Source organism: Marinobacter sp. DUT-3 (assembly GCF_050379435.1).
In the GTDB taxonomy this organism is placed as follows: Bacteria; Pseudomonadota; Gammaproteobacteria; order Pseudomonadales; family Oleiphilaceae; genus Marinobacter.
Genome location: NZ_JBNRMG010000014.1, coordinates 33,470 through 59,411 on the forward strand (window position 1 = coordinate 33,470; position 25,942 = coordinate 59,411).

Genomic DNA, 25,942 nt, shown 5'->3' on the forward strand with positions numbered 1-25,942 from the left:
CTGAAACCACAGGGAGTGGAATCGTATGCCAGGGAGTTTGGTAGTCTTGTTTATTGTCTCGCTATTTACCTCAGTATTCGCGTCGTCCGCGTCAGCAGGTGTTTACACCTGGACCGACGTCGACGGTGTGGTTCACTTTACCGACAAACAACCGCCGACCCGCAACCACGACACCGTCACGCTCAGTGAACCTTCGGTGGTGCCTATGTCCGAGAACATCGAGCAGGGTAGGCGGGTAACGACCATCAACCAACAGGTCAGTCGCAGTCTGGAGCGATCAGACTCAGGCCGGCGTTCTGCCGGTGGCAGCAAAAAAACGGACGCGCGTCACCAGAAAACGTGTGAGGGATACCGTAAGCGACTCGACCGGATTCAGCAGAAACTCAGGGCCGGTTACAGTAATGACCAGGGCAACCGCCTGCGGCGTCAGCGCAGAGAGGTGAGCCAGGCCCTGAGCCGTGAATGTCTGTTGCGGTAGGGCCCCTTCACTATTGGAGTCGGGCAGGTTACTGCCCGAATGTGGTGGTCACCAGATAGGCGGTATAGCCGACAAAGCAGGCCATGAGCAGGGTGCCTTCCACTCTGTTGATCCGGCCCGGACCACGGAAGCCATAGCCAAGCACAAACAGCGCAAAGGTAAGGCCAGCCATCACCGGAAGGTCCCGCACCAGAACTTCATCCGCGACCGGCATGGGTGAAATCATGCCGGCGATGCCCACCACCGCAAGTGTGTTGAACAGGTTGGAGCCCAGAATGTTGCCCAGAGCCAGATCGTGCTCACCCTTGCGGGCAGCAATAACAGACGATGCCAGCTCCGGCAACGAGGTTCCAACGGCCACAATGGTCAGGCCGATGATCAGATCGCTTACGCCAAAAGCCGTGGCCAGATCCACCGCCCCCCATACCAGAATGCGGGAGCTGATGATCAGCAGGATCAGCCCGGCTATCAGCCAGAACACCGCCCTGCGAATGGGCATGGCATGGGCTTTTAGCTCCACGCTCACTTCATCCGCGAGTGGGTCATCCGGTTTCTTCATACCTGACCAAATACTCCAGGAAAGTAGTGCCGCAAAGGTCAGCAGCAAGCCAACGGCATCCAGCCGGCTGAGGGAACCATCCAGAATCTGCCAGGCCGCCAGAAGCGTCACCAGGATCAGAATGGGCAGTTCCTTCCGCATGACCTGAGAATGCACAGCAATCGGAGAAATCACTGCGGTGATACCCAGAATCAACGCAATATTGGTGATGTTGGAGCCGTAGGCGTTACCCAGCGCCAGTCCGGGGTTGCCCTGAGAGGCGGCCAGAGCCGAAACCACCATCTCTGGTGCGGATGTGCCAAAACCAACCACCACCATCCCGATCAGCAGCGGCGGCATGCCGAAATGTCCGGCGGTGATTGCAGAGCCCTCAACAAACCGATCAGCACTCCAGACCAGCAGGGCAAGACCGGCAAAAATGGCAAGTAAGGCAATGAGCACGTTAGTGAACTCCTGTGTAAGCGTTGCGATATTTGACGGTACGCGCCTTCTCGGCGCAATTACACACATCTACCTATGCATTCATGGGGATAAATCCGGATTGGCGCATCCGGAATGCCTCGAATGTTTTTTACGAAACTCGGTAGGTGTGCAGCCCTTGAGTTTGCGGAATGCGGTATTAAACGTGGACTTTGAGTTGAACCCCACGTCGTAACAGATTTGTGAAACATTGAGATCGGTACCGGACAGGGCCTTGCAGGCGGCCTGTATGCGATACCCATTCACCCATTCATAGAAATTGGATCCGGAACACAGGTTGATGGCAGCGGATGCGTTGTGGGTGGTTGTACCGCATTGCTCGGCGAGTTTCCCGAGTGTCAGTGAGCTGTTCCTGAAAAGGTCCTTTTCCATGGCAATAGTGAGCTCCCGGAACAGAAGCCGTTCAGCTTGTGCTGCGGCTTCGTCGCCAGACATTTCCGGTAGCGCTGCGGGGAGGCCTTCGTTGTGTACCGGGGCTTCCCTTGGAATATGCATGGGCGGGTGGGCATGAGTCAGCAGCAGGTAAGTCAGGTACGCGGTAGTCGGCGCCAGCACGTAGATGACAGAAAAGCTCTCGCCGAATGCGATATAGATAGCGATGCGGATGGTCATGCTGGCAACGATAATCAGTTGGATCAGCTGCAGGTGACCGATCCACTCCCGCACCGCGGGCTTACGGGTGTTGACCCCCCGCAAGTGCTGTATCCACCAGTAAGTCAGGCTAAGGCCGCCGATGACCGCCAGATACGAATTACCATAGAGAGTGACCGGCTCCCAGAGCGACTCAGATGTACGGGCCTGAAGCATCCAGTGTATCTTGAGTTTGCCCGGCAGGCTCCAGAAGGGAATGGCAAGCAGTGCGACCGCAATCATGGGGGAGGCATGCAGCCACCGATTTTTCTTCCGTGCCAGGACATTTTCACCCTGCAGCGCTCTGATGTATCCGTAGATGCAGAAAGGAATCAGTACTATGACCGGATCTGCCAGCTTCAGGAAAAACGGAACCTGCCGGAACCAGCCGCTGGCATGATAGAGAAACTCGAGAGACTGCAGGACGATAAGGCAGACGAGTGCCAGTAAATAGGCCATGGGCAGCCGATCCTGCTGTCGCTTCACAAACCAGCCCAGACTGGCGAGAAGCAGGATCCCTCCGATGCACAGGCACACCAGTGCTGCAGCAGCCGTCCAGTAATTCATTTTGACCTCGCGTTCGGATAGATCGAGACGAACTCGTAATCTGTTGTTATCAAATAATAAATCATTGTTTTGTCGGGTCCATCGACACGGACGACCAGGGCCTTGTTATGCCGTTAAATGGTTGGCTCCAAACCACAAACATAACAAGAGAGAAACCTGCTATGCGTATACCTGTCGGTATTCTTCTGCTTGGCTCTGCCATATTATCAGGCTGTGGCGGCGGCTCTGACAATTCAAGCCATCAGCCTGCGCCGGAGCCGGATACAGACTATCAGGCGACGATTCGGTATACCGAATCCGGCGTGCCTCACATCACCGCTGAGAACTATGGATCTCTGGGGTATGGCATCGGGTATGACCATGCCCGACACAACCTGTGTACTCTTTCCGAGCAACTGGTCAAGCTCAAATCCCGCAAGTCCCGATACTTCGGCCCGGGTGACAATAACGCAAATCTGTTGATGGATGTGGGCTACAAGGCGCTGGACTATCCCGGCCAGGCCGCTGACCTGTTCGGCCAGTTGTCAGAAAGGTCCACCGAGCTTCTGGAGGGCTATGCAGCCGGATTCAATCGCAACCTCGAAGAGCGGCAGGGGCCAGCGGATTATCCGTCTCCCTGTCGGGGCGCCGAATGGGTTGAGCCGATTTCAGCCCAGGATCTGTTGGCTTACCAGCTGGATCTGGCGGGGCTCTCAAGTGCTCGGAATTTCCTCAGCGCCATTGCTGCTGCGCAGCCGCCCACCGCGAAAGCGCACACTTTGCAGGCCACGCTCGACGTCAGCCAGGTGCTGACCGCCGAAGGTATCGGCAGTAACGGCTGGGCGCTGGGGCGGGACAAAGTGGATGGTGCCAGCAGCCTGCTTCTGGGCAATCCTCATTTTCCATGGGATGGCGAACTCCGGTTTTACCAGAACCATTTGACCATTCCCGGGGAGCTCAACGTCAATGGCGTCACCTTGATCGGGTTGCCAGCTGTTGTTATCGGGTTCAATCATAACCTTGGCTGGACCCATACGGTGTCCCAGTCCAAACGTTTCACGCTTTACCAGTTGACCCTGGACGAGGAAGATCCCGCCCGCTACCTGTACGATGGCTCCTATCGTGATATGACAAAAAAGAACGTCACCATCGAAGTGAAGTTGCCGGACGGCAGCCTGACGGAACATAGCCAGCCGGTCTATTTCAGCCACTACGGGCCGATGGTCAATCTTGCCTCTCTGTCGCCCGCTATGGGCTGGAGCAGCTCGTCCGCCATTACATTCCGAGATGCTAACGTCGGTAACATCCGGATGCTTGATCAGTGGCTGGCCATGGGAAAGGCGGACAACCGCGAGACATTCTTCCAGGCCTTTGAAGATCATCAGGGCATTCCCTGGGTCAATACCGTGATGATTGACAAGGAGGGCACCGCGAACTTTATTGACGGCACTCAGGTCCCGAGGCTCAGTGCCACCGCCGAGCAGTATTGGCGTATGGCGTCTCAGTCTCCTGAGCTGGCTCCGATCTGGCTGGACGGTGCCGGTAGTGTCCTGCTGCCGGGTGATGATTCCGGGTATGAGTGGGTCGATACCGGTAAAGCCGGGGCCCCCGGGCTGGTGCCATTTGCCGATGCTCCGAAACAGACCCGTACGGATTACGTGTTCAATGCCAACAGCAGCCACTGGCTCACCAACCTCGACGAGCCTCTGGAAGGGTTCAGCATTCTCTATGGACCGGAACAGACCGTTCGCAGTACCCGTACCCGTTATAACGCACAGTTGATCAGCGATAACAGTGGCGGCGGACTGGCAGGGCCGGATAGCCTGTTTTCCCTGGAGGAACTTCAGAATGTGCTGACCCACAACGGTTCCCTTTTTAGTGGCGAATGGCGCAATGAGCTGACCCAGCGCTGTACCAACTATCCCACCGTTGACTACCAGGGAGTCGAGTTTGATCTGACGCCGGCCTGCCAGACCCTGATTGACTGGGATGGTCGCTACAACTCTGACAGCGCCGGCGCCCATCTGATGCGCGAATTCCTTGTTGCTTTCAGGGTTTCAGGTCACCGGGCGCTGGCTGACAACCTGTTTGCAGAAGGATTCGATGTGATGGCTCCGGCATCCACGCCTGCAGGCCTGGCTGCCATTGACCCGGCAGCGCCGAAAGAAGATCCGGTTCTCAAAGCGCTCGCAGCCGCTGCGGACCGGCTGACAAGCGCCGGTATTAGCCTCGCCGCGCCTCTGGGCGATTTGCAGTATGTCCTGAAGGCCGAGGGAAAGCAGCCGATTCCGGTATCCGGGGGGTACTCCTTCGAGGGCGTGTTCAACATGGCGGAAACCACGGCAGCCTCCCGGAGCACATCGGATCTGGCCAATACGCTGACCGGAACGCCGGTACCCGACAGTCTGCTATTTGCCCTGGATGAGAATGGGGGCGGTGACGAAGAGTTGGCCTATCGCATCAACTACGGCTCGAGCTTCGTGATGGCGCTGGAGTTCACCGAAGACGGGCCATACGCGGAGATGTTCCTGTCCTACAGCCAGGATCATGATCCGGAAGGCGAGCACTTTGAAGATCAGACCAGAAAGTACAGCGAGCTGGAATGGCGCCCGATGTTGTTTGACAGCAGCGATGTTGAGGCGGCTCTCGTGGACACCATCGAGTTAAGGGAGTAACCGACGCCTGCCGGGAAACTGACCGGGCCGATTAGCGGCCCGGTAGTGTTGTGGTAGGTTCATGCTCGCTTGAAACTGGCCAGGGCAACCGCAGCTGTCACGAACAGGCCGCCGAATACCCGGTTCATCTGCCGCTGGCGGTATGGTGTGGTCATAAAGCGGAAGAGCTGGCTGGCTAGCAGGGCGTAGCCCAGCATGACCAGGCAATCCACCAGGATAAGCGTCGCACCCATGGTGACCAGTTGCGGGCCATGGGGCTGCCCGGCGACCAGGAATTGCGGGAACAATGCCACCAGGAAAACCGTGGCCTTTGGGTTGGTCAGGTTGACCAGGGCCGATTGCCAGAAACGCTTTTGCCCACTCACCATGGGCTGGTTCTCAGCAACGCTCTCAACCACCGGCTCCCGCCATTTCTGGATGCCCAGCCAGATCAGGTAAGCCACCCCCAGCCACTTGATAATCGCCAACGCCCATACTGATGAGGCGACCAGCGCCCCGAGACCGGCGCCAACCAGCAAAATCTGGGCGCCATAACCCAGTTGCAGGCCGAGTATGGCCGGCATAGACTGCTTCACGCCGTAACGTAGTCCGTTACTCATGGTGTTCACTGCACCCGCACCCGGCGAGATGCTGATCAATACCGCTGCCACCATGAAAGTCAGCCAGAGTGTGAGTGACATTCCTTATAGTCCCTTTGCTGAAGTGTGAACGGAAGGTGCTAAACTGGCACCGCAAACCCATGATAGCGCCAACAGGAGAAATCGCCATGGCCAGGAAGCGGGCAAAGCCCATACAACACAGCGCTGTGCAGCGCGAACTGAGAACCCCGAAGTATCACATGCGGGTAGTGGAAGACAAAAGCAAGTACAAGCGCAAGCGCGACAAGACGGTGAGAATCGAGGATTTCCGCAAGGCTGCCTGACGGGTGGTTTTACGAAAATCCTTGATTCTCCCTCCTGTAGAGCTCTCACGTTTTTATGCCCCAGATTCAGCTGGCGATATTATTGGGAATGACGGTCGCACTGGGACCGTTGGCACTGGACGCCTACCTGCCAGCTTTTCCGGACATCTCTGATGGCCTTGGCGTGTCCCACGGACAGATCGGGTTAACCCTCAGTGCCTATGTTGGCGCACTGGGGCTGGCGCAACTTGTCGGTGGGCCGTTATCTGATCGTTATGGCCGCCAGCAGGTTCTGTTGGGCGGGCTCTCCATATTTGCTGCAGCGGCCTTGATGGTTGCCCATGCCGACACGATAGATCAGATGTTGTTCTGGCGGGTCATCCAGGGGATTGGCGGTGCTTTCTGCGCGGTATCGGTTCCGGCTATTGTCCGGGATCAGAGCCAGGGTTCCGAGGCGGCCCGTTTGTTCGGGCTTATCGGGTTAATCATGTTTGTGGCCCCCGCGCTCGCGCCTTCCATCGGTTCCGTGCTGCTGGTAATCAGTGATTGGCCGGCGATCTTCCTGATGTTGACGGTATACGCCGTGTTGCTGGCCATCGTCCTGCACTTTGCATTGTTCCGACGCCTGCCGAAGCGGGAGAGGGAGGCTACCCCTGTCTCCACTCTTGTGACCAACTATCTGCTGGTGCTGCGGCACCCGGTGACCATGAGGTTTATTGGTCTGCAGGCGCTGTGCTTCAGCGCCATGCTGGTGTTCATTACCCATGCGTCCTTCATCTACCAGGAGTGGTTCGGGTTATCCAAGGCCATGTTCTCCGGCCTGTTCGCCGCCAACATCGGGGCCATGGCTTGCATCAACCTGTTGAATCGTCGGCTTCTGAATCGTTTTGAATCCGTCGATATTCTCAGGGTGTCGGTTTTCCTCCAGACCGTTGCAATCATCGCGTTGGTGCTATCCGCCTGGGCCGCCGCTCCCTATTGGGTTGTCGCAGCATGCATCATCGTTGCCGTGGCCTTCATGGGGGCCATCGTGCCCAACAACATGGCCAACGCCCTGGAGTTCTTCCCGCAACTCGGTGGCACTGCAGCCGCCTTGCTGGGCGCAGCGCAATTCACCATCGCTGGCGCCATCAGTGCGATATCAGCCACGCTCAGTGGCGGTTCGCTGCTGCCCATCGTGTTGACCATGGCGGTTTGTGTGGCAGGGGCTGCGGTTCTTGCGGCCGGGGCGCCAACTGCGGTTCGGCGGGAGTTGGCGTTGTCGCGGTGATGTCCGGATACGCCCGCTGTCACACTGGCAATACAAACTCTTAACGGAAAATGCAGTGCTTGGCGAAATCGCCAGCTTCGTTCGTCGTCCAGTCTCCCTTCGGTTTATCTTCCATATCCACGCACCAGGCTTCGCTGCCGACCTCCGGGCTGCAGGCGGTCAGGATGAATGCTGCGGTGGCTGCGGCGAATGCCTTCAAGGCTCTTGTCATGGGAACTCCCCCTGTTGAAAAGGCGGCATTATGGCAATTTTCGGGGAAGGATGGGAGCAGTCTCTCCACTCAAAATGAGTAGGCTCTCGGTCAGGAATTTATCAACAAAGGAGGGGCTGATGGGCAGGGGTATTGAGCGTACAGGCCGATAGGCCAGACGTATGCGGATTCCGGAAACAACAAAGCCCGCGCAAGGCGGGCTTTGTCAGAATTCTTAATGGTGCCCGGAGGCGGAATCGAACCACCGACACGGGGATTTTCAATCCCCTGCTCTACCGACTGAGCTATCCGGGCGTGTTGCGCTACTGCTGTGCAACGGGGCGCTATTAAACCGGTTTCGTTGTTTTGAGTCAAGGCTGAGGGGGAAAAATTTCCGGATCTTTTGCGGATTGCTCAGCCTTTGATCAATAAGGGTTATTTTTCCGGGGGTACGTAGCCTTCGGCTTTGTCGAAGGGCTCGTTGTTGAAGAAGCGCTCCATCTGGGCCTGCAGGTATTTGCGGGTGTTCGGGTCCATCAGGCTCAGGTGTTTTTCGTTGATCAGCATGGTTTGCTGGTTCTGCCATTCTTCCCAGGCTTTCTTCGAGACGGTTTCCCAGATCTCCTGGCCTTTCTTGCCGGGCATGGGCGGGAAATCCAGTCCTTCCAGTTCTTCCTGGTACTTGCGACAGAAAACGGTGCGGCTCATGTCTGCTCCTGTTGGAATTGGCCGTATGGATAGCTGCGCAGATGATAACAGATCGAGGCCCGGCACGGGTCAGTGTGCGGGCTCAGAGCAGGGCGGTCTGCTCTGGGTTGGTTAGCAGCGTGCGTATGGGGGCAGGCAGGCCCAGGGTTAGGGCCTGATCCCGGTGCAGCCAGCGCTGGTTGTCGTTATCGGCGATGGTGTTGCTGGCGGTCACTGAAAGCCTCGCGGGCTGGATGTGCAGGTGATAGTGGCTGAAAGTGTGGCGGAAACCACCAATCAGTTCGGCGTCGCTGCAATCAAAGCCATACGCCTGCTCACAGGCCTCAGGCAGTTCATCCGGACTGAATGCCGGGTCAAGCTCGGGAAGGCTCCACAATCCGCCCCAGATGCCGCTGGGAGGGCGCCTTTCCAGCATGATCCGCCCCTCGCTGTCTTCGAGGATGACCATCCAGGTGGTTTTCTCCGGTTTGGCCTTTTTGGGTTTTGAGCCCGGGTACAGGCTGACTTCGTTATTCCGTTGGGCAAGGCAGCCGCTTTGCAGCGGGCATGACTCACACTTGGGGCGTGAGCGGGTGCAAACCATGGCGCCCAGATCCATGATGGCCTGGGTATAGTCCCGTACCCGGGTGTCCGGGGTGTGTTGTTCTGCATGTTCCCATAAAGTGTTGAGCACTCTGGTCTGTCCCGGCCAGCCCGGTACGGCATGGTAGCGTGCGAGCACGCGTTTCACGTTGCCGTCGAGGATGGCTGCCCGTTTGCCGAACGCCTGGGCCAGGATGGCGGCCGCTGTGGAGCGGCCAATGCCGGTGAGGGATTCCAGTTTCTCCTGGTCTTCCGGGAACTCACCGCCAAAGTCGTTCACCACGGTTCTGGCGGCTTTTTGCAGGTTGCGGGCGCGGGCGTAATAGCCAAGGCCGGACCAGTGGCTGAGTACATCATCCTCCGGCGCCTCCGCCAGGGCCTGCACGTCCGGGAACCTTTGCATGAAGGCCTGGAAGTAAGGGATCACGGTGGCGACCTGGGTTTGCTGCAGCATGATTTCCGACACCCAGACCCGGTAAGGGGTTCGGTTGTGGTGCCACGGCAGGTCATGCCTGCCGTGTTGGTCGTACCATGCGAGGAGATCCCGGGCGAAACCGTTACTCATTAGTTAAACAGCCCCTTCACCGCGTCCTTGATCTTGTCGCCTTCTTCGCCCAGTTGTTCGTCGATTTTTTCCTGAACTTTTTCTTTGGCTTTGTCTTTGGCTCTATCGGTTTCTTCCTTGACCTTTGCCCGTGCGGCGTTGGCGGCGATGTCCTTCAGGGTGTCGCGGAAGCGGGAACCGTCAAAGGAGCACAGGCCGGCGGAGTCTTCGGAGAAGTTGCCACGGCATTCAACGGGGATAACAACGTCTTCAACGTATTCCGTTACGCGGCAGGCCTCATCACGGTGGATTTCACCGACAATCCGCAGGCCCAGTTCGTAATCCAGGTTCGTTTGCTTCAGATCAACCGTGCCGTCGCCCTCCAGACGCATGCCCGCCAGGGCCGCGACCAGGTCGGTATTGTTGAGGGTGTTGCCGTCGATCTTCAGCGTGCCCTTCATGTCGTTAAAGGGCGTGGTGGTTCCCCAGTCACTGGTGCCCAGGCTTTCCTGGTTCGCCAGCGCGATGCCCTGGCACGCCATGCGCGTCAGGTTCATTTTACGGAATTCGCCTTCGGCCAGGTTGAACGCGATTTCGCCATTGGCGTTTTCACGCAGTGCCGAGATGCGATTGCCGGTGGTTTTTACATCCACGGACAGGTTAGCGCCACCGGAAAGCATGTCGATTTCCGCCAGGTCTGTCAGCAGCGGTAACGTCTGCACATTGTTGACCTTGGAGCCGATTGTCCATTTCGGGTTATCCGTGCGGGCGTCCAGAGTAACGTTGGCGCCGAAGCTGCCGTAGTATAGCTTGCCGCTGAACTCGTCCACTTTCAGTACGCCGTTTTTGGCGGTAATGGACGACTTGATCTCGTTGATGTTGAGGTTGCTGATGATCAGCTCGCCCAGGCCGAGGTCAATGTCCAGCAGCAGGGTGCGCAGGGTTTCCAGTGGCAGAAGATCGCTTTCCTCAGCCGATGCCTGCGCTGTACTTCCTGTCTCCTCGGGGGCATCGCTTGTGTCGCTGGCGGCTTCGCTGCCGTCGTCTTCCTTCGCGGGCGGCAGGTAGCGGTCAGCGTTGATTGCATCACCCTGCAGGTTCAGTGCAACGGCGCTGTTGCTCAGGGTGTAGCTACCACCGCCTGAGAATGTGGTGTCATCCAGGCTGATGGACAGGTCGCTCAGTTCAACCGTGCCGGCCGGGCCGCCGATGCTGGTGGAGAAGGCGACAGCCTCGAGTACTTTGGGATCTTCGGTTTCAATAGCTGGCTGGCCGAGAGCTGCCATCAGGCTCTTGAGGGAGAACTCGTCAATGCTGAGGGTGCCGTTGAGCTGTGGCTTGTCGCCAAAGCCATTGACCGTCAGGTCGGTGTTGAGCTTGAGGTCGGCGAGGCTGGCGGTAAAGCCGTTGATGCTGGCGGTTTCGTTTTCGAGGTTGGCCTCGATGGAACCGGCCAGTTCAGCGGTTACTGCTTTGCCACCGAACGGCTCGCCGTTCATGTCGAAAACGGCCTCAAGGTCGGAGATGCCGAACTCGTTGAGGGCTTCGTTCGCGGCGAGACGGGCGCTCAGGCTGCCATCCACCACAAGTTGGGGTTGTTTGGTTTCAACCCGGAAGCTGATGTCCAGTGGAAAGCTGCTGCCCAGGGTGATGTCACTGGCATTCACCGTGAAGTCTTCCAGGGTCACGGACTGGCCGGTGCTCGCATCATTGTAGTGAACCTGGGCATTGCTGATTTCCACGTTCTCGACATTGAAGTTCAGCGGCTCGCCGCCAGCGGCTTCGGTGTCCTCCTGGGCTTGCTCGCTTTGCTGTTCTTCAGCCGGTTCCTGGCTTTCACTCGCTTCACCTTCCGGCATGATGCGGGTCCAGTTGCCATTGCCGTCCTTATCCACGTTCAGGCGCGCATCCAGACCATCCAGCAGGAAGGTATTCACCCGTGGTGACATGGCAATCAGTGACCAGAAGTCCATCTGTGCCACCAGCTGCTCCATCCGCACGAAGCGTTCGCCCTCAAGGGTGGCTTCCACGCCATTGAGCTCCAGGCCGAGGGGAATGAAAGACCAGCCGATGTCACCCTCCAGGATGAGATCGAGGTTGGTGTTGTCTTCGGCGGCTTTCTCGATCTGTGGCTTGTAGTCATTGGGGTCGATGACCATAACAGCGATTGCAACAGCGGCAATGGCCAGAATGATCAGACCGACGATAGCGAAGGCGATATAGCGAACAGCTTTCATAATTCAGGCTTCCTTCCATTTTTATGCGTTCGGGCAGCGCAGGACGAACAGACTTAAGGATAACGCAGGGTTAACAAAATAAAAGCGCGGATGTATGACAATACGTTAGTGATAGGCCAAAATAGGCGTCCTGTTTTCTGACAACTTTCTGACAACAACGTTGTGACAACTTTACAAAGATAAAAAGGAGCTGGCTGTGGCTATCACTGTATCGATCGAGCTGAACCGGGAACTGGACCTGCCGGGCAGTTACGATGAGGTGTTCGACCTCCTGGCCGACGTACCCCGTTCTGCCAGCCACTTCCCGAAAGTGGACAAGTTGGTGGATCTTGGCGATAACGCCTATCGCTGGGAGATGGAGAAGGTGGGTGTCGACAAACACGCCATTCAGTCCGTCTATGCCTGTAAATATTCTGCGGACAAAAGCAGCGGCAGGATTACCTGGGAGCCGGTAAAAGGCGAAGGCAACGGCGTGGTTCGTGGTTCGTGGACGATCACCTCGAAAGGGGATGACGTTACCGCCGTCAAATTCCAGACCAACGCGGAACTCACCGTGCCGTTGCCCGGCATGTTGAAGCTGGCCATCAGCCCGGTTATCAAGCATGAGTTCAACAGCCTGGTGGACACGTACATGAGTAACCTGAAGAAAGCCTTCTGAGGTTCGGGTATCAACCCCATTGAAGGTCATGGTAGGACTCGGGGATGCAGAAAAGGTATAATCTGCAAATAATCAGTTTCCGGCATTTTGCCTATTCATAACCTGGAGTCCCCATGGCCGAACGTAAGGCTCGGGTAGAGAGAAATACCCTTGAAACGCAGATCACCGTCGAGATCAACCTGGACGGTACCGGGCAATCCTCCTTTGATACCGGTGTGCCCTTCCTTGAGCACATGATGGATCAGATTGCCCGCCATGGTCTGGTGGATCTGAACATCGTCTCCAAGGGCGACCTGCACATCGATGATCACCACACCGTGGAAGACATCGGCATCACCCTGGGGCAGGCTTTCAAACAGGCCGTTGGCGACAAGAAAGGTATCCGTCGTTACGGTCACGCCTATGTGCCGCTGGATGAAGCCCTCTCAAGGGTTGTGATCGACCTGTCTGGCCGCCCCGGTCTGATGATGGACGTTCCCTACACCCGGGCTGCCGTAGGTGGCTTTGACGTGGACCTTTTCGAGGAGTTCTTCCATGGCTTCGTTAACCACTCCATGGTGAGCCTCCACATCGATAACCTGAAGGGCAAGAATACCCACCACCAGATCGAGACGGTATTCAAGGCCTTCGGGCGCGCCTTACGTATGGCTATCGAGATGGACGAGCGCATGGCGGGCATTACTCCGTCCACCAAGGGCTCGTTGTAGAAAGGCTCACTGTAACCGGTCATCGAAGGACACCGCATTACCATGAAAACCGTTGCCATTATCGACTACGGCATGGGCAACCTACACTCTGCTAAAAAAGCGGTAGAGCACGTAGCCCCGGACACCACCGTACTGGTTACCGACAACGCCGATCAGATCCGCGAAGCCGACCGGGTGATATTGCCCGGGGTCGGCGCCATTCGTGACTGCATGGCCGAAATCCGCCGTTTGGGCGTGGACAGTCTGGTGCGCGAAGTGTCACAGGATCGCCCGTTCCTGGGCATCTGCGTTGGCATGCAGGCACTGATGTCCCGCAGCGAGGAAAACGGTGGCGTAGACTGCATCGACCTGTTTCCTTCTGAGGTGCGCTACTTCGGCGACAACCTGACAGAAAACGGAGAGCGTCTGAAAGTGCCCCATATGGGCTGGAACGAGGTCTACCAGACCATCGAACACCCGCTCTGGCACAACATTCCGGACGGCGACCGTTTCTACTTTGTGCACAGCTACTACGCCGAAGCCGAAGGCAACGCCGACATCGCCGGCCGCGGCCATTATGGCGTTGATCTGGCGGCCGCGGTGGCGAAAGACAATATCTTTGCAGCGCAGTTCCACCCGGAGAAAAGTGCCCGGGCGGGACTGCAGTTACTGAAGAATTTTACTGAGTGGACTGGAAAATGCTGATTATCCCCGCCATTGATCTGAAAGACGGCAAATGCGTTCGCCTGCGTCAGGGCCGCATGGACGACTCCACGGTATTCGGTGACGATCCCGTCGATATGGCGACCCGCTGGGTGGAAGCCGGCGCCCGCCGCCTGCACCTGGTTGACCTGAACGGCGCCTTCGCGGGTGAGCCGGTCAACGGCGAAATCGTCCAGGCCATTGCCCGTAAATACCCGGACCTGCCCATCCAGATTGGCGGCGGCATCCGCTCGGCGGAGACCATCGAAGCGTACCTGAAAGCGGGCGTGCAATGGGTCATCATCGGCACCAAAGCCGTGAAAGAGCCGGACTTCGTCACTGAAATGTGCAAGAAATTCCCGGGTCATATCATTGTTGGTCTGGACGCCAAAGACGGCCGCGTAGCAACCGATGGCTGGGCGGAAGTCTCCGAAGTGATGGCTACGGATCTGGCGAAGCGCTTTGCCAACGACGGCGTCGACTCCATTGTCTACACCGATATCAGCCGTGACGGCATGATGCAGGGTGTGAACGTTGAAGCGACGGCGGCGCTGGCCGAAGCTGGCGGTATTCCTGTTATCGCCTCCGGTGGCGTCACCAACATGGATGATCTCAAGCGTCTGGCGACCGTGGCGGATAAAGGCATCCTTGGTGCCATCACCGGGCGCGCCATCTACGAGGGCACGCTGGATGTGGCAGAGGCCCAGGCCTACTGCGACAGCCTGAAGGCATAAGGACACATTTATGGGACTGGCCAAACGCATCATTCCCTGCCTGGACGTGGACAAGGGCCGCGTCGTGAAAGGCGTGAACTTTGTTGATATCCGCGACGCGGGTGACCCCGTTGAGGTGGCTCGCAAGTACAACGAGCAGGGCGCGGACGAGATCACCTTTCTGGACATCACCGCCAGCCACGAGAGCCGGGATACCACCTACGAAACCGTTGAGCGCATGGCCAGCCAGGTGTTTATTCCGCTGACCGTTGGTGGTGGTGTACGCACGGTGGAAGATATCCGCAAGCTGCTGAACGCTGGCGCCGACAAGGTGTCCATCAACACCGCTGCGGTGTTTAATCCCGAATTTGTGCGGGAAGCCGCCGATCGCTTTGGCAGCCAGTGCATTGTGGTGGCCATTGACGCCAAGCGGGTGTCAGCGGAAGACGAAGCTCCGCGTTGGGAAATTTTCACCCACGGTGGCCGCAAACCGACCGGCCTGGATGCAGTGGAGTGGGCGCGGAAAATGACCGACATGGGTGCCGGTGAACTGTTGCTGACCAGCATGGACCGGGACGGCACCAAGATCGGTTTTGATCTGGGGCTGACCCGGGCGGTGAGTGATGCGGTATCGGTGCCGGTGATTGCTTCCGGCGGTGTCGGCGAGTTGCAGCATCTGGCGGACGGGGTGACCGAGGGCGGCGCGGATGCGGTGTTGGCGGCCTCAATCTTCCATTTTGGTCAACATACCATTCCTGAAGCCAAGGCGTTTATGAAGGCCCAGGGGATTGAAGTTCGGGAGTAGGTGGCGCGGCCCCAAACACCTATTCGCTCTTGGCGTACGCAGGCCGGATGGCCTGCTTCTCACCTTCCGCAAACATCGGCCGGTTGTTATTCCGAATGGCCCACAGGCCGCTCACCGTTGCGACTGCGATGCCTTGCTCGTCCAGCTTGGGCAGATTTTTCTCCAGATAGTCTACGGTCACCTTGTGCGGGTGGCCAATGCCGACGGCGCTGCCGTTCTTCCGTGCCCGCTCAATCAACAATTTGAACTGCCGATCCACGTATTCTTCCGTCTGCTCATGATCAAGAAAGACATCACGGGTGAGGGCGGGAATGCGATAGGCGTCTGCGACCTTGCCGGCAATCGACGATGCAATGGTGCGGCTGTCTACGAAATACACCGGATAGCGGTCCAGCTCCGACATAACCCAGTCCATGGGTTCCAGCTGTTGGGTCAGCAGGCTGCCCATGTGGTTGTTGACACCCTTGACGTGAGGGATAGACCGGAGGGCGCGGCGAAGCGTGTTCTTCAGGCTTTCCTGATCCATCTCGGGTGTCAGCCCGCCAGGGCCTAGCCCGAAATTACGGGTATTCGCCATAGGCGCGTGGAGCATGATTTCCTTGTGCCTGAGGTGGGCCAGCTTTGCCAGGGCAACGGTGTGTCGTCGATAGGGCAGGAAGGCCAGTGTCACCGGCTGTTCCAGGTTTGCCAGACGCTTGCCTTCGTGGAGGTTGTGGCCCATGTCATCAATGATGATGGCAATCGTCGGCGGCACTTGCCCTTGCGGCGCTGGCCCGGGAGTCTCCGCCCGGGCGGTTGTTGCCAGAAGCGTCGCGGCAATCAGTGAAATCAGCAGTCTCAAGGGCTTTAATCCGCGTTGTTGATGCTGGTCTTGTTGCCGCGCTTATCCAGAATCCGCAGGCCTTTGAGCAGGTTAAGCGCCGAACGCAACTGGTAATCCTGCTCAGCAGCGGACGCGTTCTGACGTTCTTCCTCAGCGCTGTCCTCGCCCTCATCCTGACCTTCCAGGTGGCCGCTCAGGTCTGCTTCCGTAAAGAATGGGCGGCCATCGAGTTCCTGCAGCTCAGCAGGTTTGACTTCGATGTCCGGCTTGATGCCCTTGGCCTGGATGGAGCGCCCGTCCGGGGTATAGTAACGGGCCGTTGTCATCTTGATGGCGTGGGTCTCATCCAGGGGAATGACGGTCTGTACGCTGCCCTTGCCAAAGGATTGGGTGCCCATCACTACTGCACGCTCATGGTCCTGCAGCGCGCCGGCGAGGATTTCCGAAGCGGAAGCGGAGCCGCCGTTAATCAGTACAACAATTGGGGTGCCCCCCACCACATCACCGGCTTTGGCGTTGAAGCGCAGGCGCGAGCTCTGTATGCGGCCCTCGGTATAGACAATCAGGCCTTCATCAAGCAGGGCATCAGCCGCCTCAACCGCGGCCTGCAGAATGCCGCCCGGGTTGTTGCGCACATCGATCACCAGGCCGTCGAGGTCGTTGCCATATTCTTCTTTCAGGTCGTTCAGGGCATCGACAAACTGGGTGCCGGTATCGGCCTGGAACTGGGTGATGCGGACATAGCCATAGCCATTATCAATCAGGCGGGATTTGATGCTGGTTACCTTGATGATGTCCCGCTCAACATCAATCTCGATGGGGGCATTTTCGCCTTCCCGCATGATGGTCAGCGTGAGGATTGTTCCGGGTTTTCCCCGCATCAGTTTGACGGCTTCTTCCAGGGACATGCCTTTCACCGGCTGGTCACCAAGCTTGATGATCAGGTCGCCGGCCTGTACCCCGGCCTTCTGGGCAGGGGTGTCGTCAATCGGCGCAATCACTTTTACAAAACCGTCTTCCATGCCCACTTCGATGCCAAGGCCTCCGAATTCGCCGGAAGTGCTCTCTTCAAGCTGCTCGTAATCCTTGGGGGCCAGGTAGGTGGAATGCGGGTCGAGGTCGGACAGCATGCCCTTGATGGCACTTTCCAGCAGCTGCCGGTCATCGACTTCCTCAACGTAGGCATCCTTGATGCGGCTGAACACTTCGGTGAACTTGCGCAGGTCATCAAGGGGGAGCTGCTCTTCAGGATCGGGGAGCTGGATCTGCACACGTTCGCCATTCTGCACACCTTCCAGGAGTTCTCCGGTACGGTCATCGGTTTCCTGGGCATGGACAAGGCCGGGAAAGGCAACAAAGCAGGTAATCAGAGTCAGTGCGCGGATCGTTGTGGCGTTATGTGTACTTCTGGCCCGTCTCATTCACTTATCCTGTGTATATTCCGATGGTTGAGCAGTCCCCTGCATACCGGGACAGTATGGCGTCACTGGTCGGGTTTGTCAGCCCTTGGCCTCTATAACCGGGAGCCGCGTCTACTTTGCCAGCCAACTGCGGGGATTCACGGGTTTGCCGTTGCGGCGAATTTCGAAATAGAGTGCAGGGTCATCGGTGCCGCCAGTGCGTCCGGCGGCGGCAATGGCCTCACCGGCTTCCACCCAGTCTCCCGGGCTGGTGTAGAGGCTGCTGCTATGACCGTAGAGCGTCATGTAGCCATCGCCATGATCGACAATGGTCATCAGGCCGAACCCTCGCAGCCAGTTGGCAAACACCACCCGGCCATAGTGTATGGCTTTTATGTCTGCATTTTCTTCTGTGTTCATCAGTAGCCCGTTGCGGCGGAGCTTGCCGTCGGCATAGGGTGCGCCAAATCCACTGAAGACCTTGCCTTTGGCAGGCCAGGGCAGTTTGTTCCTCAGTGACTTGAACGGCGCGGACTCGTTGGGCGCCGGGATGTCGGCAATGGCCTCTTCCACCTCGCGCAGCAGTTTCTCCAGGCGTTCCCTGTCAGCTTCCAGCTCCTTGCGTTCATCTTTCCTTTCGCTGATTTCGTTGTCCAGGGCGGCGAGTGTCTGCTTGCGTTGGGCCTTGTTGCTGGTGAGCTTTTCCTGACGTTCAGCCACATCGGCTTCCAGCTTGCCCAGTTGAGCGCGGGCAGCTTCAGCCTCTTTTTGGGTTTCTCTCAGTTGGCGGAGATTCGCATTGAACACCTCAAGGCGCTGGACGGTGTCCCGGCTGAGATATTCGTAATAGGTCATGGTGCGGGCGATCTTGTCCGGATCAATCTCGTTGAGCAGGACTTTGACGGCGGGGGCATCCCCTTCCATCCAGGCGGCGCGAATCTGTTTTTTCAGGCTTTCACGCTGGCTTTCCAGAGTACGATTAAGGTCTTGTTCTTCTTTCTGCAGTTCCCTCAGCCGTTGTTGCTGCTTTTCCGCCTGGCGGCGCAGCTCCCGCCGCTCCCGGGTTAGGCGGCTGATATCCTGCTCGATACCGGTCAGCTGCTGTTCCAGGGATGAGCGATCTTCTTCAGCTTCTGCCAGCCATTGATCAATGTCGGCAATCTGTTCTTTCAGCTCTTCAATCTGGCCGGGAGTCACTTCCTGATCGGCCAGCACTGGCAGCGCACTGAATATCAGTGCGGCTGCCAGTAATCGGGGGAAAAACAATCGATCTCTCAACCGATGGTTACCAGGCTATGCCCAGTCATTTCCGCGGGCTGTTCCAGCCCCATCAGGGCCAGCAGGGAAGGCGCCACATCGCTCAGGCTGCCGTCATCTTTCAGGTTGACCTGGCGCGGGCCGGTGTAGATCAGCGGCACTGGACCAATGGTGTGAGCGGTATGAACCTGGCCGGAATTGGGGTCGGTCATTTGCTCGCAGTTGCCATGGTCTGCAGTGATCAGCGCTTCGCCGCCCACCTCATCCAGGGCTTCGACGATGCGTTTGACGCACTGGTCGATGCACTCCGCGGCCTTGATGGCGGCGTCGAGTTTGCCGGTATGGCCAACCATGTCACCGTTGGCGTAGTTGCACACCACCAGGTCGTACTTGCCGCTCTTGATGGCTTCCACCAGTTTGTCCGTGACTTCCGGTGCGCTCATTTCCGGCTGCAGGTCGTAAGTGGCCACTTTGGGAGACGGCACCAGAATACGGTCTTCGCCTTCAAACGGTGTTTCAAGGCCGCCATTGAAGAAGAAGGTGACGTGGGCGTACTTTTCGGTTTCCGAAATGCGCAGCTGGGTTTTGCCCAGGTTGGAAACGTATTCACCCAGGCCGTTGACCAACTGCTCGGGCGGGTAGGCGCAGGCCGTTTTGATATCGGCGGCGTATTCGGTGAGCATAACGAAATCCGCCAGTTCCGGGTGCTTGCGGCGTTCAAAGCCTTCGAAATCCTTCTCCACGAAGGTGCGGGTCATTTCCCGGGCGCGGTCGGCACGGAAGTTCATGAATACGACAGTGTCACCGTCATTAATGGTGCCTTCAGGTTCGCCCGCTTCGTGGATACGGGTCGGTGTGACGAACTCGTCGTTCTCGCCACGCTCGTAGGCCTGCTCCAGTGCGGAGACGGGGTCCACTGCGGTGAACTCGGATTCGCCCAGGGTCATCAGGTTGTAGGCGGCTTCCACCCGATCCCAGCGGTTATCGCGGTCCATGGCGTAGTAGCGGCCAACAATTGAAGCCACCCGACCCACGCCGAGGCTTTTCAGTTTGGCGGCGGCTTTTTCGAGGGATGGTTTGGCGCTGCGCGGTGGCATGTCGCGGCCATCCAGGAAGGCGTGGATATAGACTTCTTTTGCGCCCCGGGCTTTCGCCAATTCCGCGGCTGCCAGGATGTGTTCCTCGTGACTGTGGACGCCGCCCGGTGACAGCAGGCCCATCAGGTGTACCGCGCGACCGCTGCTGACGGCTTTGTCGATGGCGGCGCAAAGAGTCGGGTTTTCCGCAAAGGTACCGTCTTCCAGGTCCTTGTCGATACGTGTCAGGCTCTGGTACACCACGCGACCGGCGCCCAGATTCATGTGGCCAACTTCGGAGTTGCCCATCTGGCCCTGAGGGAGCCCCACAAACATACCGGAGGTGTTGATCAGGGTTTTGGGCTGTTGCTGCCAGAGCTTGTCCCAGAACGGGGTGTTGGCGTTGCTGATGGCATTGTCTTCAGCCGGGTCACGGTGGCCCCAGCCGTCCAGAATAATCAGTGCAGTCGGCTTACGCGTTGCGGTCATCACTTCATCCGGTATGGTTTTGAAATTTGTAAACGGGAGTGCAGATTCTAACCGTTTTCACGTCATCAGGCCACGCAGGTCTGCCTTCTGTCACTGGTTCAGGGTGTGTATAATCCCGCCAAACTAATTAACTGGGTGTTTTCATGGACAGGTTTATTGAATTTGCCGTCAACCACTACATTCTGGTGTCGCTGTTTGTGGCGTTCCTGCTGGCGATTCTGGTGCTGGAGTCCCGTCGCGGCGGGCAGAAAATTTCAGCCCAGGGCGCAGTAGGGCTGATTAACCGCGATGAGGCCGTGGTAGTGGATATCCGTGACCGCAAGGACTTTACCGAAGGCCGGATCACCGGTTCCGTGAACATCCCGTTGAGCGCCATCAAGAGCCGCGCCGGCGAGCTGAAAAAGTTCAAGGACAAGCAGATTATTGTGGCAGACAAGATGGGTCAGCATTCTGCGATGGCGGTCAAACAGCTGAAAGCTGAAGGATATGAGAACGTGGTCCGCCTAAATGGTGGCATTGCCGACTGGAAAGGCAGTAACCTTCCATTGGTGAAGAAGTAAAAACGTTGAATAATACGAAAAGGATTGAACATGGCTGAGAATCAGCAAGGCGCAGCAGGTAGCGAAAACCAGAACCAGCCGCAATTCGCGCTGCAGCGTATCTATGTGAAGGATCTGTCCTTCGAATCCCCCAACTCGCCGGTGGTTTTCCAGGAGCAGTGGAAGCCGCAGGTGAATCTGGATCTGAACACCTCTCACAACAAGGTCAGCGACAACCAGTACGAAGTGGTGTTGTCCCTGACGGTCACCGCAAAGATGGGTGAGAAGGTGGCGTACATCGTCGAGATCCAGCAGGCCGGTGTGTTCCTGCTGCAGGGCATTGAAGGCCCGCAGCTGGGCCAGATGCTCGGCGCGTACTGCCCGACCATCCTGTTCCCGTATGCGCGTGAAGCTATCGACGGCGTTGTGAACAAGGGCAGCTTCCCGGCTCTGATGCTGGCGCCGGTGAATTTCGACGCCATCTATGCCCAGGCGCTCAAGCGCAAGCAGGAAGAAGCCGAAGGTGAAAGCAAAGAAGAGCAGACTCACTGAAGCATGTTTTCAGGTATCCGCTCCCATAAAAAAACCGGCATTTGCCGGTTTTTTTATGTCTGCCTGAAATAGGTAGCGCTGTTCAGACTGCGCCTTCAAACCCCAATTGCCGCCAGGCTTCATACACCACCAGCGCAGCGGTATTGGACAGGTTCAGGCTTCGGCTATGTGGCCGCATGGGGACCCGCAGGCGGCGTTCCGGCGGCAGGTCGCTCCGGACATCCTCTGGCAGCCCGCGGGTTTCCGGGCCGAACATCAGGTAGTCGCCATCCTCAAAGCGGGCTTCATGATAGTGCTGGCTACCCTTGGTGGTCAGCCCGAACAGCCTTTCCGGCTGCTCGCTATCCAGAAAAGCCTGGTAATCCTTATGGACTTTAACCGTGGCGTATTCGCTGTAATCCAGGCCGGCCCGCCGCATCTGTTTGTCTTCCAGATTAAACCCCAGCGGTTCAATCAGATGCAGCTGGCAGCCTGTATTGGCGCATAGCCGGATAATATTCCCGGTATTGGGGGGAATCTCCGGCTCATACAGCACCACATGCAGCATGCAATCAGCGCTCGACCGCGAGGGCGACGCCCATACCGCCACCAATGCACAGGGTGGCCAGGCCTTTTTTGGCATCCCGGCGAGTCATCTCATGCAGCAGAGTGACCAGAATGCGGCAGCCGGAGGCGCCAATCGGATGGCCGATGGCAATGGCGCCGCCATTCACGTTGACCTTGCTGGTGTCCCAGTTAAGCTCCCGGTTCACGGAAATGGCCTGGGCTGCGAACGCTTCGTTGGCCTCGATCAGGTCGAGATCGTCCACACTCCAGCCGGCCAGTTTCAGGCAGCGCCGGCTGGCGGGAATCGGGCCGGTGCCCATGATGGTGGGATCAACACCTGCATTGGCGTGTGCCTTGATGGTGGCCAGCGGGGTCAGTCCCAGCTCTTTTGCCTTATCAGCACTGCAGACGATCACTGCGGCGGCGCCATCGTTGAGGGACGACGCATTGCCGGCAGTGACTGTGCCGTCTTTCCTGAAGGCCGGGCGCAACTTACCGAGACCATCGGCAGTGACGCCATCACGGGGATTCTCGTCCTTGTCGACGACAATCGGGTCACCCTTGCGCTGGGGAATGCTGATCGGAACGATCTGGCTGTCAAAATAACCGGCATTGCGGGCGGCCACGGCCTTCTGTTGGGACGCGGCGGCAAATTCATCCTGCTCTTCGCGGCTGATGCCGTATTTATCGACAATGTTCTCGGCGGTGACACCCATGTGGTAATCGTTGAAGGCATCCCACAGGCCATCCTTGATCATGGTGTCGACCATGTTCCAGTCACCCATGCGCTGACCGTTGCGGCTGTTGGGCAGCACGTGGGGCGCTTGGCTCATGCTTTCCTGGCCACCGGCGATCATCAGCTCGGCGTCACCGGTGCGAATAGCCTGGACCGCCATGTGAACGGCCTTGAGGCCGGAGCCACAGACCTTGTTGATGGTCATGGCAGGCACGGATGCCGGGATGCCTGCATTGATCGAAGCCTGGCGAGCCGGGTTCTGGCCGCAGCCGGCGGTCAGGACCTGTCCCAGGACAACCTCGTTGATCTGCCCGGCTGGCACACCGGTTTCTTCAAGCAGAGCCTTGATAACGGCGGATCCCAGCTGGTCGGCACGCAGGCTGGAAAGGCCGCCGCCAAAGCTTCCGACGGCGGTACGTTTGGCGGCTACGATGACAACATCACGCATGGATTCTCTCCGGTTCTGAAAGGCGCAAGGCTAACCTGATTGCTTGCGCAGGCAGGATGAAAACTGATTTCATTGTAACGGAAACCCGTTAAGCACCAAAGCAGCTGGTGGCCAGCCGGTGCTTTCAGTGGCGGTGTTTCAGAATCCGTTCGGCAATGCGGCGCAAACGTTCCCGCCGGATCGCCTCTCCCAGTGCCTTGCCCTTATGGCCCTGCGCCATCAGCTCTCTTGCATCGACATCGGCCGCAACACTTGCAGACTCCCGCATCAGGGTGATGGCGGCACCGTACTGGTCGGGCAGGGTGCAGGTGACGGTGGTCAGCAACCGCCGGAATCTTTCTGGCCGCCGCCAGGCGTCCGCCTCGTCGAGCAGGGTAAGGATACCTTGTTCTGTAATCCCGGCATCCGACTGGTCGCGAAGCTGGGGTGCCAGCCGGCTGGTAAGGCGTGCCAGATCCTGGCAATCATTGGGCGCCTTGAGTGCTTGTGCCCGTTGATTGGCCTGCTCTTCGGGCAGGTGGGACAGCAGCGCTGCGAAGCGGGTTGCCGTGTCAGCATCCCCGGTGGAAACGCAGTTCAGGGAAGCCAGGGCTGTTGCCAGCGCGGTGGTTTCGGACAGTTCGGGGACCAGAACTGACAGGGCGTCACAGCCCTGGAGCACCTCGAAGAAGGTGGCGGGATCGTTTTCATGAAGGGCCCGCTGAATTTCCTGCCAGACCCGCTCCGGTACCAGGTGATCCACTTCGCCGGAAGCGGTCATCTGTCGCATCAGTTCCATGGTGCTGTCTGCAACCCGGAACCCCATTGGAGCCAGGCGAGCAGCAAAGCGAGCGGTGCGGAGTATTCTCAGGGGATCTTCTGCGAAGGCGTCTGAAACGTGGCGCAGACGTCGCGCCTTAATATCGGCCTTGCCGTTGAAAGGGTCTGCCAGCTCCCCGGACGTGGACATCGCCATGGCGTTGATGGTGAGGTCGCGGCGCCTGAGGTCGTCCTCCAGAGTGACGTCCGGCGCGCTGTACACCGTAAAGCCATGGTAGCCTCGGCCGGCCTTGCGCTCGGTGCGGGCGAGGGCGTATTCCTCGCGGGTGTCGGGGTGCAGGAATACCGGGAAGTCGGCGCCGACCTGTTTGAAGCCCTGTTTCAGCATCTCCTCAGGGGTGGCGCCAACGACGACCCAGTCGCGGTCCTTGACCTCCAGGCCCAGTAGTTTGTCCCGTACCGCGCCGCCAACCAGATAGGTTTCCATGGGTCCCGAATTGCTCCAATGCCGGAAAATGATCGGGGGATTATCGGCGGTAGCGACGGCCGAGGCAAACCGATTTCCTGATCTAGAAAGAAGCCCCCAGCTCGATGGCAGCACCTACTTCCGAGTCGCTGAACAGTGCGCCGATATCCAGGCGAGCGCCAAATGGCGACAGGCCGATACCGGCGGTGAACTGGGTTTCTTCCTCAATGCCGTCGTTATTGTCGTTGCTTGCCAGGTTCTGGCGAACGCCAGCCCGCAACTGGGCATAGCGGAATACATCAAATTCCGCGCCAACGGCCAGCCATTGGGTATCGTCCTCGTAGCCAAAGGCTTCCTTCTCGGTCAGGTCCAGTTCGGCGGTCAGCACATGGAAGTCGCCTTTGTGGGCAATGCCGGCGGTGACCATGGGGTGGAGTTTGAGTTTTCTCTTCTCTTCACCCAGTTCCGGACGGCTGGCCGCGGACTCCAGATCCATCGGAATGACATTCTTGACGACGGCGCCAGCGCTCCATTCCCTGTTTTCGCCAAAGCCGTAGACCATACCAAGATCGAAGTTCAGTCCGCTTTTCGTGGTTTCAAATTCATTGCTGTCGAAATCATCATCCTCGAAGCCGGATACCCTTTCCGTGTACTGGAAAGTGCGGAGCTGGACGTATTTGGGTGAAAAACCAATCTGCAGCGCGTTTCCATCTGACACTTCAAATGAGCGGGCAAGTGAGACGCCTACCTCAATGACTGCTGATGCGAGGATGCTGCCACGAGACTGCAGGTCCTGATCCAGATCAGCGGTTGCCAGCGTCAGCTCGTCTGCATTTTCCAGCTCTTGCAGGAATGCGTCATCCTGCTCGTCGAGTTCGCCGCGGACGGTTGCCCGCAGGTTGCCGGTGGAGAAAAATCCGACCGAGTACTCTTCGGTCGGTATTGCCGCGGCAATTGCCAGTCCCGCGTCAACCCGAACGGTGTCCTTGTCAAAGTCATTGAGCTGGCGTCGTATATCGCCCGCAATGCGACGGGCCTCGTCGGGATTGGACGTGCGGTTCAATTCCTGAAATCGATCAATGTTGTCCTTGATGTCATCAATCTGGTCCACGGTTTCTTCTTCGTCCGCGAAGCGCGCGTTGACCGAAGGCAGGATCAGGCCGAAATCATCTGACCGCTCATGGTTGTCCGCGGCAAGCATGGCAGGGTTGGTTGCGCCGGCGGCAGCCGGATGTGCTACCGCGATTCCGGTCCCGCCCATGGCAAAGGAGCGGGAAGACATGAACTGTTGGGGGCTCGCCACGGCCGTTGCGGTTGCAACGGACAGTCCGATTGCGATCGACAGCTTGGTCAGGTGATTTGCGGTCATAGGTTTTCCTGTTGTTTTTCGGTAAATTCAATGCCAGACATTACACGTGGGTCAGGTTAGGGGAGTTCCTTTTTTTTCGCATTGGTGAAGCGGTAACGGTTTGTTCTACGGATGTAAA

General features: G+C 58.0%; 26 protein-coding genes and 1 tRNA gene. 11 read left to right on the forward strand and 16 right to left on the reverse strand.

Annotated features, from left to right (window positions below):
• Positions 1-25: 25 nt before the first annotated feature.
• Positions 26-478, forward strand: a complete 453-nt coding sequence (locus ACQUWM_RS16840; protein ID WP_428922910.1) for a DUF4124 domain-containing protein — start codon at positions 26-28, stop codon at positions 476-478.
• 28 nt (positions 479-506) lie between these two features.
• On the opposite strand, the gene ACQUWM_RS16845 is transcribed toward ACQUWM_RS16840, so the two are convergent.
• Together ACQUWM_RS16845 and ACQUWM_RS16850 are read right to left on the reverse strand one after the other, a co-directional pair.
• On the reverse strand, positions 507-1,478 hold the full coding sequence (locus ACQUWM_RS16845) for a calcium/sodium antiporter (protein WP_428922911.1): 972 nt from the start codon (positions 1,476-1,478) through the stop codon (positions 507-509).
• Positions 1,479-1,559: 81 nt separating this feature from the next.
• Positions 1,560-2,714: a helix-turn-helix domain-containing protein gene (locus ACQUWM_RS16850; protein ID WP_407002601.1), complete on the reverse strand. Its 1,155-nt coding sequence runs from the start codon at positions 2,712-2,714 to the stop codon at positions 1,560-1,562.
• 161 nt (positions 2,715-2,875) lie between these two features.
• Between ACQUWM_RS16850 and ACQUWM_RS16855 the strand changes: the two genes are divergently transcribed.
• A complete protein-coding gene (locus ACQUWM_RS16855; RefSeq protein ID WP_428922912.1) occupies positions 2,876-5,368 on the forward strand; it encodes a penicillin acylase family protein in 2,493 nt (830 codons plus the stop codon).
• A 59-nt stretch (positions 5,369-5,427) separates the two neighbouring features.
• Here ACQUWM_RS16855 and rhtB read toward each other — a convergent pair whose 3' ends face one another.
• Positions 5,428-6,048 (reverse strand): homoserine/homoserine lactone efflux protein, encoded by a 621-nt coding sequence (rhtB, locus tag ACQUWM_RS16860; protein ID WP_407002599.1) that lies wholly within the window; start codon positions 6,046-6,048, stop codon positions 5,428-5,430.
• Between the two features lie 86 nt (positions 6,049-6,134).
• Between rhtB and ACQUWM_RS16865 the strand changes: the two genes are divergently transcribed.
• The gene (locus ACQUWM_RS16865) at positions 6,135-6,290 is read left to right on the forward strand and encodes a hypothetical protein (protein ID WP_428922913.1); all 156 of its coding nucleotides are present in this window, start codon (positions 6,135-6,137) and stop codon (positions 6,288-6,290) included.
• A 55-nt stretch (positions 6,291-6,345) separates the two neighbouring features.
• Positions 6,346-7,539 (forward strand): multidrug effflux MFS transporter, encoded by a 1,194-nt coding sequence (locus ACQUWM_RS16870; protein WP_428922914.1) that lies wholly within the window; start codon positions 6,346-6,348, stop codon positions 7,537-7,539.
• 40 nt (positions 7,540-7,579) lie between these two features.
• On the opposite strand, the gene ACQUWM_RS16875 is transcribed toward ACQUWM_RS16870, so the two are convergent.
• From ACQUWM_RS16875 to ACQUWM_RS16895, 5 genes are all read right to left on the reverse strand, one after another.
• Positions 7,580-7,750: a DUF3012 domain-containing protein gene (locus ACQUWM_RS16875; RefSeq protein WP_428922915.1), complete on the reverse strand. Its 171-nt coding sequence runs from the start codon at positions 7,748-7,750 to the stop codon at positions 7,580-7,582.
• Between the two features lie 218 nt (positions 7,751-7,968).
• Positions 7,969-8,044 (reverse strand) — tRNA-Phe (locus tag ACQUWM_RS16880).
• Positions 8,045-8,164: 120 nt separating this feature from the next.
• Positions 8,165-8,437 (reverse strand): oxidative damage protection protein, encoded by a 273-nt coding sequence (locus ACQUWM_RS16885; protein WP_012136792.1) that lies wholly within the window; start codon positions 8,435-8,437, stop codon positions 8,165-8,167.
• Between the two features lie 82 nt (positions 8,438-8,519).
• Positions 8,520-9,584, reverse strand: a complete 1,065-nt coding sequence (gene mutY / locus ACQUWM_RS16890) for an A/G-specific adenine glycosylase (protein ID WP_428922916.1) — start codon at positions 9,582-9,584, stop codon at positions 8,520-8,522.
• Positions 9,584-11,800 carry an AsmA family protein gene (locus ACQUWM_RS16895; RefSeq protein WP_428922917.1) on the reverse strand — a complete coding sequence of 739 codons (2,217 nt, stop codon included), beginning with the start codon at positions 11,798-11,800 and terminating at the stop codon, positions 9,584-9,586. The genes mutY and ACQUWM_RS16895 overlap by 1 nt, the downstream gene beginning before the upstream one ends.
• Positions 11,801-11,996: 196 nt before the next feature.
• Here ACQUWM_RS16895 and ACQUWM_RS16900 point away from each other — a divergent pair, with 196 nt between their 5' ends.
• From ACQUWM_RS16900 to hisF, 5 genes are all read left to right on the forward strand, one after another.
• A complete protein-coding gene (locus ACQUWM_RS16900; protein ID WP_407002589.1) occupies positions 11,997-12,458 on the forward strand; it encodes an SRPBCC family protein in 462 nt (153 codons plus the stop codon).
• Positions 12,459-12,571: 113 nt separating this feature from the next.
• Positions 12,572-13,165, forward strand: coding sequence for an imidazoleglycerol-phosphate dehydratase HisB (hisB, locus tag ACQUWM_RS16905; RefSeq protein ID WP_407002588.1), 594 nt, complete (start codon positions 12,572-12,574; stop codon positions 13,163-13,165).
• Positions 13,166-13,207: 42 nt separating this feature from the next.
• Positions 13,208-13,849, forward strand: coding sequence for an imidazole glycerol phosphate synthase subunit HisH (gene hisH / locus ACQUWM_RS16910; RefSeq protein ID WP_428922918.1), 642 nt, complete (start codon positions 13,208-13,210; stop codon positions 13,847-13,849).
• Complete coding sequence (gene hisA / locus ACQUWM_RS16915) at positions 13,843-14,580, forward strand: 1-(5-phosphoribosyl)-5-[(5-phosphoribosylamino)methylideneamino]imidazole-4-carboxamide isomerase (protein ID WP_012136786.1); 738 nt, start codon at positions 13,843-13,845, stop codon at positions 14,578-14,580. The genes hisH and hisA overlap by 7 nt, the downstream gene beginning before the upstream one ends.
• Positions 14,581-14,590: 10 nt before the next feature.
• Entirely contained in the window at positions 14,591-15,364 is a 774-nt protein-coding gene (hisF, locus tag ACQUWM_RS16920; RefSeq protein ID WP_407002586.1) for an imidazole glycerol phosphate synthase subunit HisF, read from the forward strand.
• Between the two features lie 19 nt (positions 15,365-15,383).
• Here hisF and ACQUWM_RS16925 read toward each other — a convergent pair whose 3' ends face one another.
• The 4 genes from ACQUWM_RS16925 to gpmI form a co-directional block, all read right to left on the reverse strand.
• Positions 15,384-16,169 carry a divergent polysaccharide deacetylase family protein gene (locus ACQUWM_RS16925; RefSeq protein WP_428922946.1) on the reverse strand — a complete coding sequence of 262 codons (786 nt, stop codon included), beginning with the start codon at positions 16,167-16,169 and terminating at the stop codon, positions 15,384-15,386.
• A 41-nt stretch (positions 16,170-16,210) separates the two neighbouring features.
• Complete coding sequence (locus ACQUWM_RS16930) at positions 16,211-17,608, reverse strand: S41 family peptidase (RefSeq protein ID WP_428922919.1); 1,398 nt, start codon at positions 17,606-17,608, stop codon at positions 16,211-16,213.
• A gap of 111 nt (positions 17,609-17,719) precedes the next feature.
• Positions 17,720-18,853, reverse strand: coding sequence for a murein hydrolase activator EnvC family protein (locus tag ACQUWM_RS16935; protein ID WP_428922920.1), 1,134 nt, complete (start codon positions 18,851-18,853; stop codon positions 17,720-17,722).
• 8 nt (positions 18,854-18,861) lie between these two features.
• Positions 18,862-20,409: a 2,3-bisphosphoglycerate-independent phosphoglycerate mutase gene (gpmI, locus tag ACQUWM_RS16940; RefSeq protein ID WP_407002582.1), complete on the reverse strand. Its 1,548-nt coding sequence runs from the start codon at positions 20,407-20,409 to the stop codon at positions 18,862-18,864.
• Positions 20,410-20,552: 143 nt separating this feature from the next.
• Here gpmI and ACQUWM_RS16945 point away from each other — a divergent pair, with 143 nt between their 5' ends.
• Positions 20,553-20,969: a rhodanese-like domain-containing protein gene (locus ACQUWM_RS16945; RefSeq protein WP_406987492.1), complete on the forward strand. Its 417-nt coding sequence runs from the start codon at positions 20,553-20,555 to the stop codon at positions 20,967-20,969.
• Between the two features lie 30 nt (positions 20,970-20,999).
• Complete coding sequence (gene secB, locus ACQUWM_RS16950; protein WP_406987491.1) at positions 21,000-21,500, forward strand: protein-export chaperone SecB; 501 nt, start codon at positions 21,000-21,002, stop codon at positions 21,498-21,500.
• Between the two features lie 82 nt (positions 21,501-21,582).
• Here secB and trmL read toward each other — a convergent pair whose 3' ends face one another.
• From trmL to ACQUWM_RS16970, 4 genes are all read right to left on the reverse strand, one after another.
• Complete coding sequence (gene trmL, locus ACQUWM_RS16955) at positions 21,583-22,047, reverse strand: tRNA (uridine(34)/cytosine(34)/5-carboxymethylaminomethyluridine(34)-2'-O)-methyltransferase TrmL (protein WP_407002581.1); 465 nt, start codon at positions 22,045-22,047, stop codon at positions 21,583-21,585.
• A gap of 4 nt (positions 22,048-22,051) precedes the next feature.
• Positions 22,052-23,230, reverse strand: a complete 1,179-nt coding sequence (locus ACQUWM_RS16960; RefSeq protein WP_428922921.1) for an acetyl-CoA C-acetyltransferase — start codon at positions 23,228-23,230, stop codon at positions 22,052-22,054.
• 124 nt (positions 23,231-23,354) lie between these two features.
• The gene (locus ACQUWM_RS16965; RefSeq protein ID WP_428922922.1) at positions 23,355-24,476 is read right to left on the reverse strand and encodes a multifunctional CCA tRNA nucleotidyl transferase/2'3'-cyclic phosphodiesterase/2'nucleotidase/phosphatase; all 1,122 of its coding nucleotides are present in this window, start codon (positions 24,474-24,476) and stop codon (positions 23,355-23,357) included.
• A gap of 82 nt (positions 24,477-24,558) precedes the next feature.
• Positions 24,559-25,824 carry a conjugal transfer protein TraF gene (locus ACQUWM_RS16970; protein WP_407002578.1) on the reverse strand — a complete coding sequence of 422 codons (1,266 nt, stop codon included), beginning with the start codon at positions 25,822-25,824 and terminating at the stop codon, positions 24,559-24,561.
• Positions 25,825-25,942: the final 118 nt, after the last annotated feature.

What these genes read in the sequence shown, in the direction of transcription:
- ACQUWM_RS16960 (WP_428922921.1), bottom strand. Translation starts at nt 23,230, where the DNA reads ATGCGTGATGTTGTCATCGTAGCCGCCAAACGTACCGCCGTCGGAAGC.
- secB (WP_406987491.1), top strand. Translation starts at nt 21,000, where the DNA reads ATGGCTGAGAATCAGCAAGGCGCAGCAGGTAGCGAAAACCAGAACCAG.
- hisB (WP_407002588.1), top strand. Translation starts at nt 12,572, where the DNA reads ATGGCCGAACGTAAGGCTCGGGTAGAGAGAAATACCCTTGAAACGCAG.
- ACQUWM_RS16850 (WP_407002601.1), bottom strand. Translation starts at nt 2,714, where the DNA reads ATGAATTACTGGACGGCTGCTGCAGCACTGGTGTGCCTGTGCATCGGA.
- ACQUWM_RS16875 (WP_428922915.1), bottom strand. Translation starts at nt 7,750, where the DNA reads ATGACAAGAGCCTTGAAGGCATTCGCCGCAGCCACCGCAGCATTCATC.
- ACQUWM_RS16865 (WP_428922913.1), top strand. Translation starts at nt 6,135, where the DNA reads ATGGCCAGGAAGCGGGCAAAGCCCATACAACACAGCGCTGTGCAGCGC.
- hisH (WP_428922918.1), top strand. Translation starts at nt 13,208, where the DNA reads ATGAAAACCGTTGCCATTATCGACTACGGCATGGGCAACCTACACTCT.
- hisA (WP_012136786.1), top strand. Translation starts at nt 13,843, where the DNA reads ATGCTGATTATCCCCGCCATTGATCTGAAAGACGGCAAATGCGTTCGC.
- ACQUWM_RS16945 (WP_406987492.1), top strand. Translation starts at nt 20,553, where the DNA reads ATGGACAGGTTTATTGAATTTGCCGTCAACCACTACATTCTGGTGTCG.
- ACQUWM_RS16870 (WP_428922914.1), top strand. Translation starts at nt 6,346, where the DNA reads ATGCCCCAGATTCAGCTGGCGATATTATTGGGAATGACGGTCGCACTG.
- ACQUWM_RS16855 (WP_428922912.1), top strand. Translation starts at nt 2,876, where the DNA reads ATGCGTATACCTGTCGGTATTCTTCTGCTTGGCTCTGCCATATTATCA.
- ACQUWM_RS16885 (WP_012136792.1), bottom strand. Translation starts at nt 8,437, where the DNA reads ATGAGCCGCACCGTTTTCTGTCGCAAGTACCAGGAAGAACTGGAAGGA.
- rhtB (WP_407002599.1), bottom strand. Translation starts at nt 6,048, where the DNA reads ATGTCACTCACACTCTGGCTGACTTTCATGGTGGCAGCGGTATTGATC.
- ACQUWM_RS16965 (WP_428922922.1), bottom strand. Translation starts at nt 24,476, where the DNA reads ATGGAAACCTATCTGGTTGGCGGCGCGGTACGGGACAAACTACTGGGC.
- trmL (WP_407002581.1), bottom strand. Translation starts at nt 22,047, where the DNA reads ATGCTGCATGTGGTGCTGTATGAGCCGGAGATTCCCCCCAATACCGGG.
- ACQUWM_RS16895 (WP_428922917.1), bottom strand. Translation starts at nt 11,800, where the DNA reads ATGAAAGCTGTTCGCTATATCGCCTTCGCTATCGTCGGTCTGATCATT.
- ACQUWM_RS16840 (WP_428922910.1), top strand. Translation starts at nt 26, where the DNA reads ATGCCAGGGAGTTTGGTAGTCTTGTTTATTGTCTCGCTATTTACCTCA.
- hisF (WP_407002586.1), top strand. Translation starts at nt 14,591, where the DNA reads ATGGGACTGGCCAAACGCATCATTCCCTGCCTGGACGTGGACAAGGGC.
- gpmI (WP_407002582.1), bottom strand. Translation starts at nt 20,409, where the DNA reads ATGACCGCAACGCGTAAGCCGACTGCACTGATTATTCTGGACGGCTGG.
- ACQUWM_RS16930 (WP_428922919.1), bottom strand. Translation starts at nt 17,608, where the DNA reads ATGAGACGGGCCAGAAGTACACATAACGCCACAACGATCCGCGCACTG.
- mutY (WP_428922916.1), bottom strand. Translation starts at nt 9,584, where the DNA reads ATGAGTAACGGTTTCGCCCGGGATCTCCTCGCATGGTACGACCAACAC.
- ACQUWM_RS16970 (WP_407002578.1), bottom strand. Translation starts at nt 25,824, where the DNA reads ATGACCGCAAATCACCTGACCAAGCTGTCGATCGCAATCGGACTGTCC.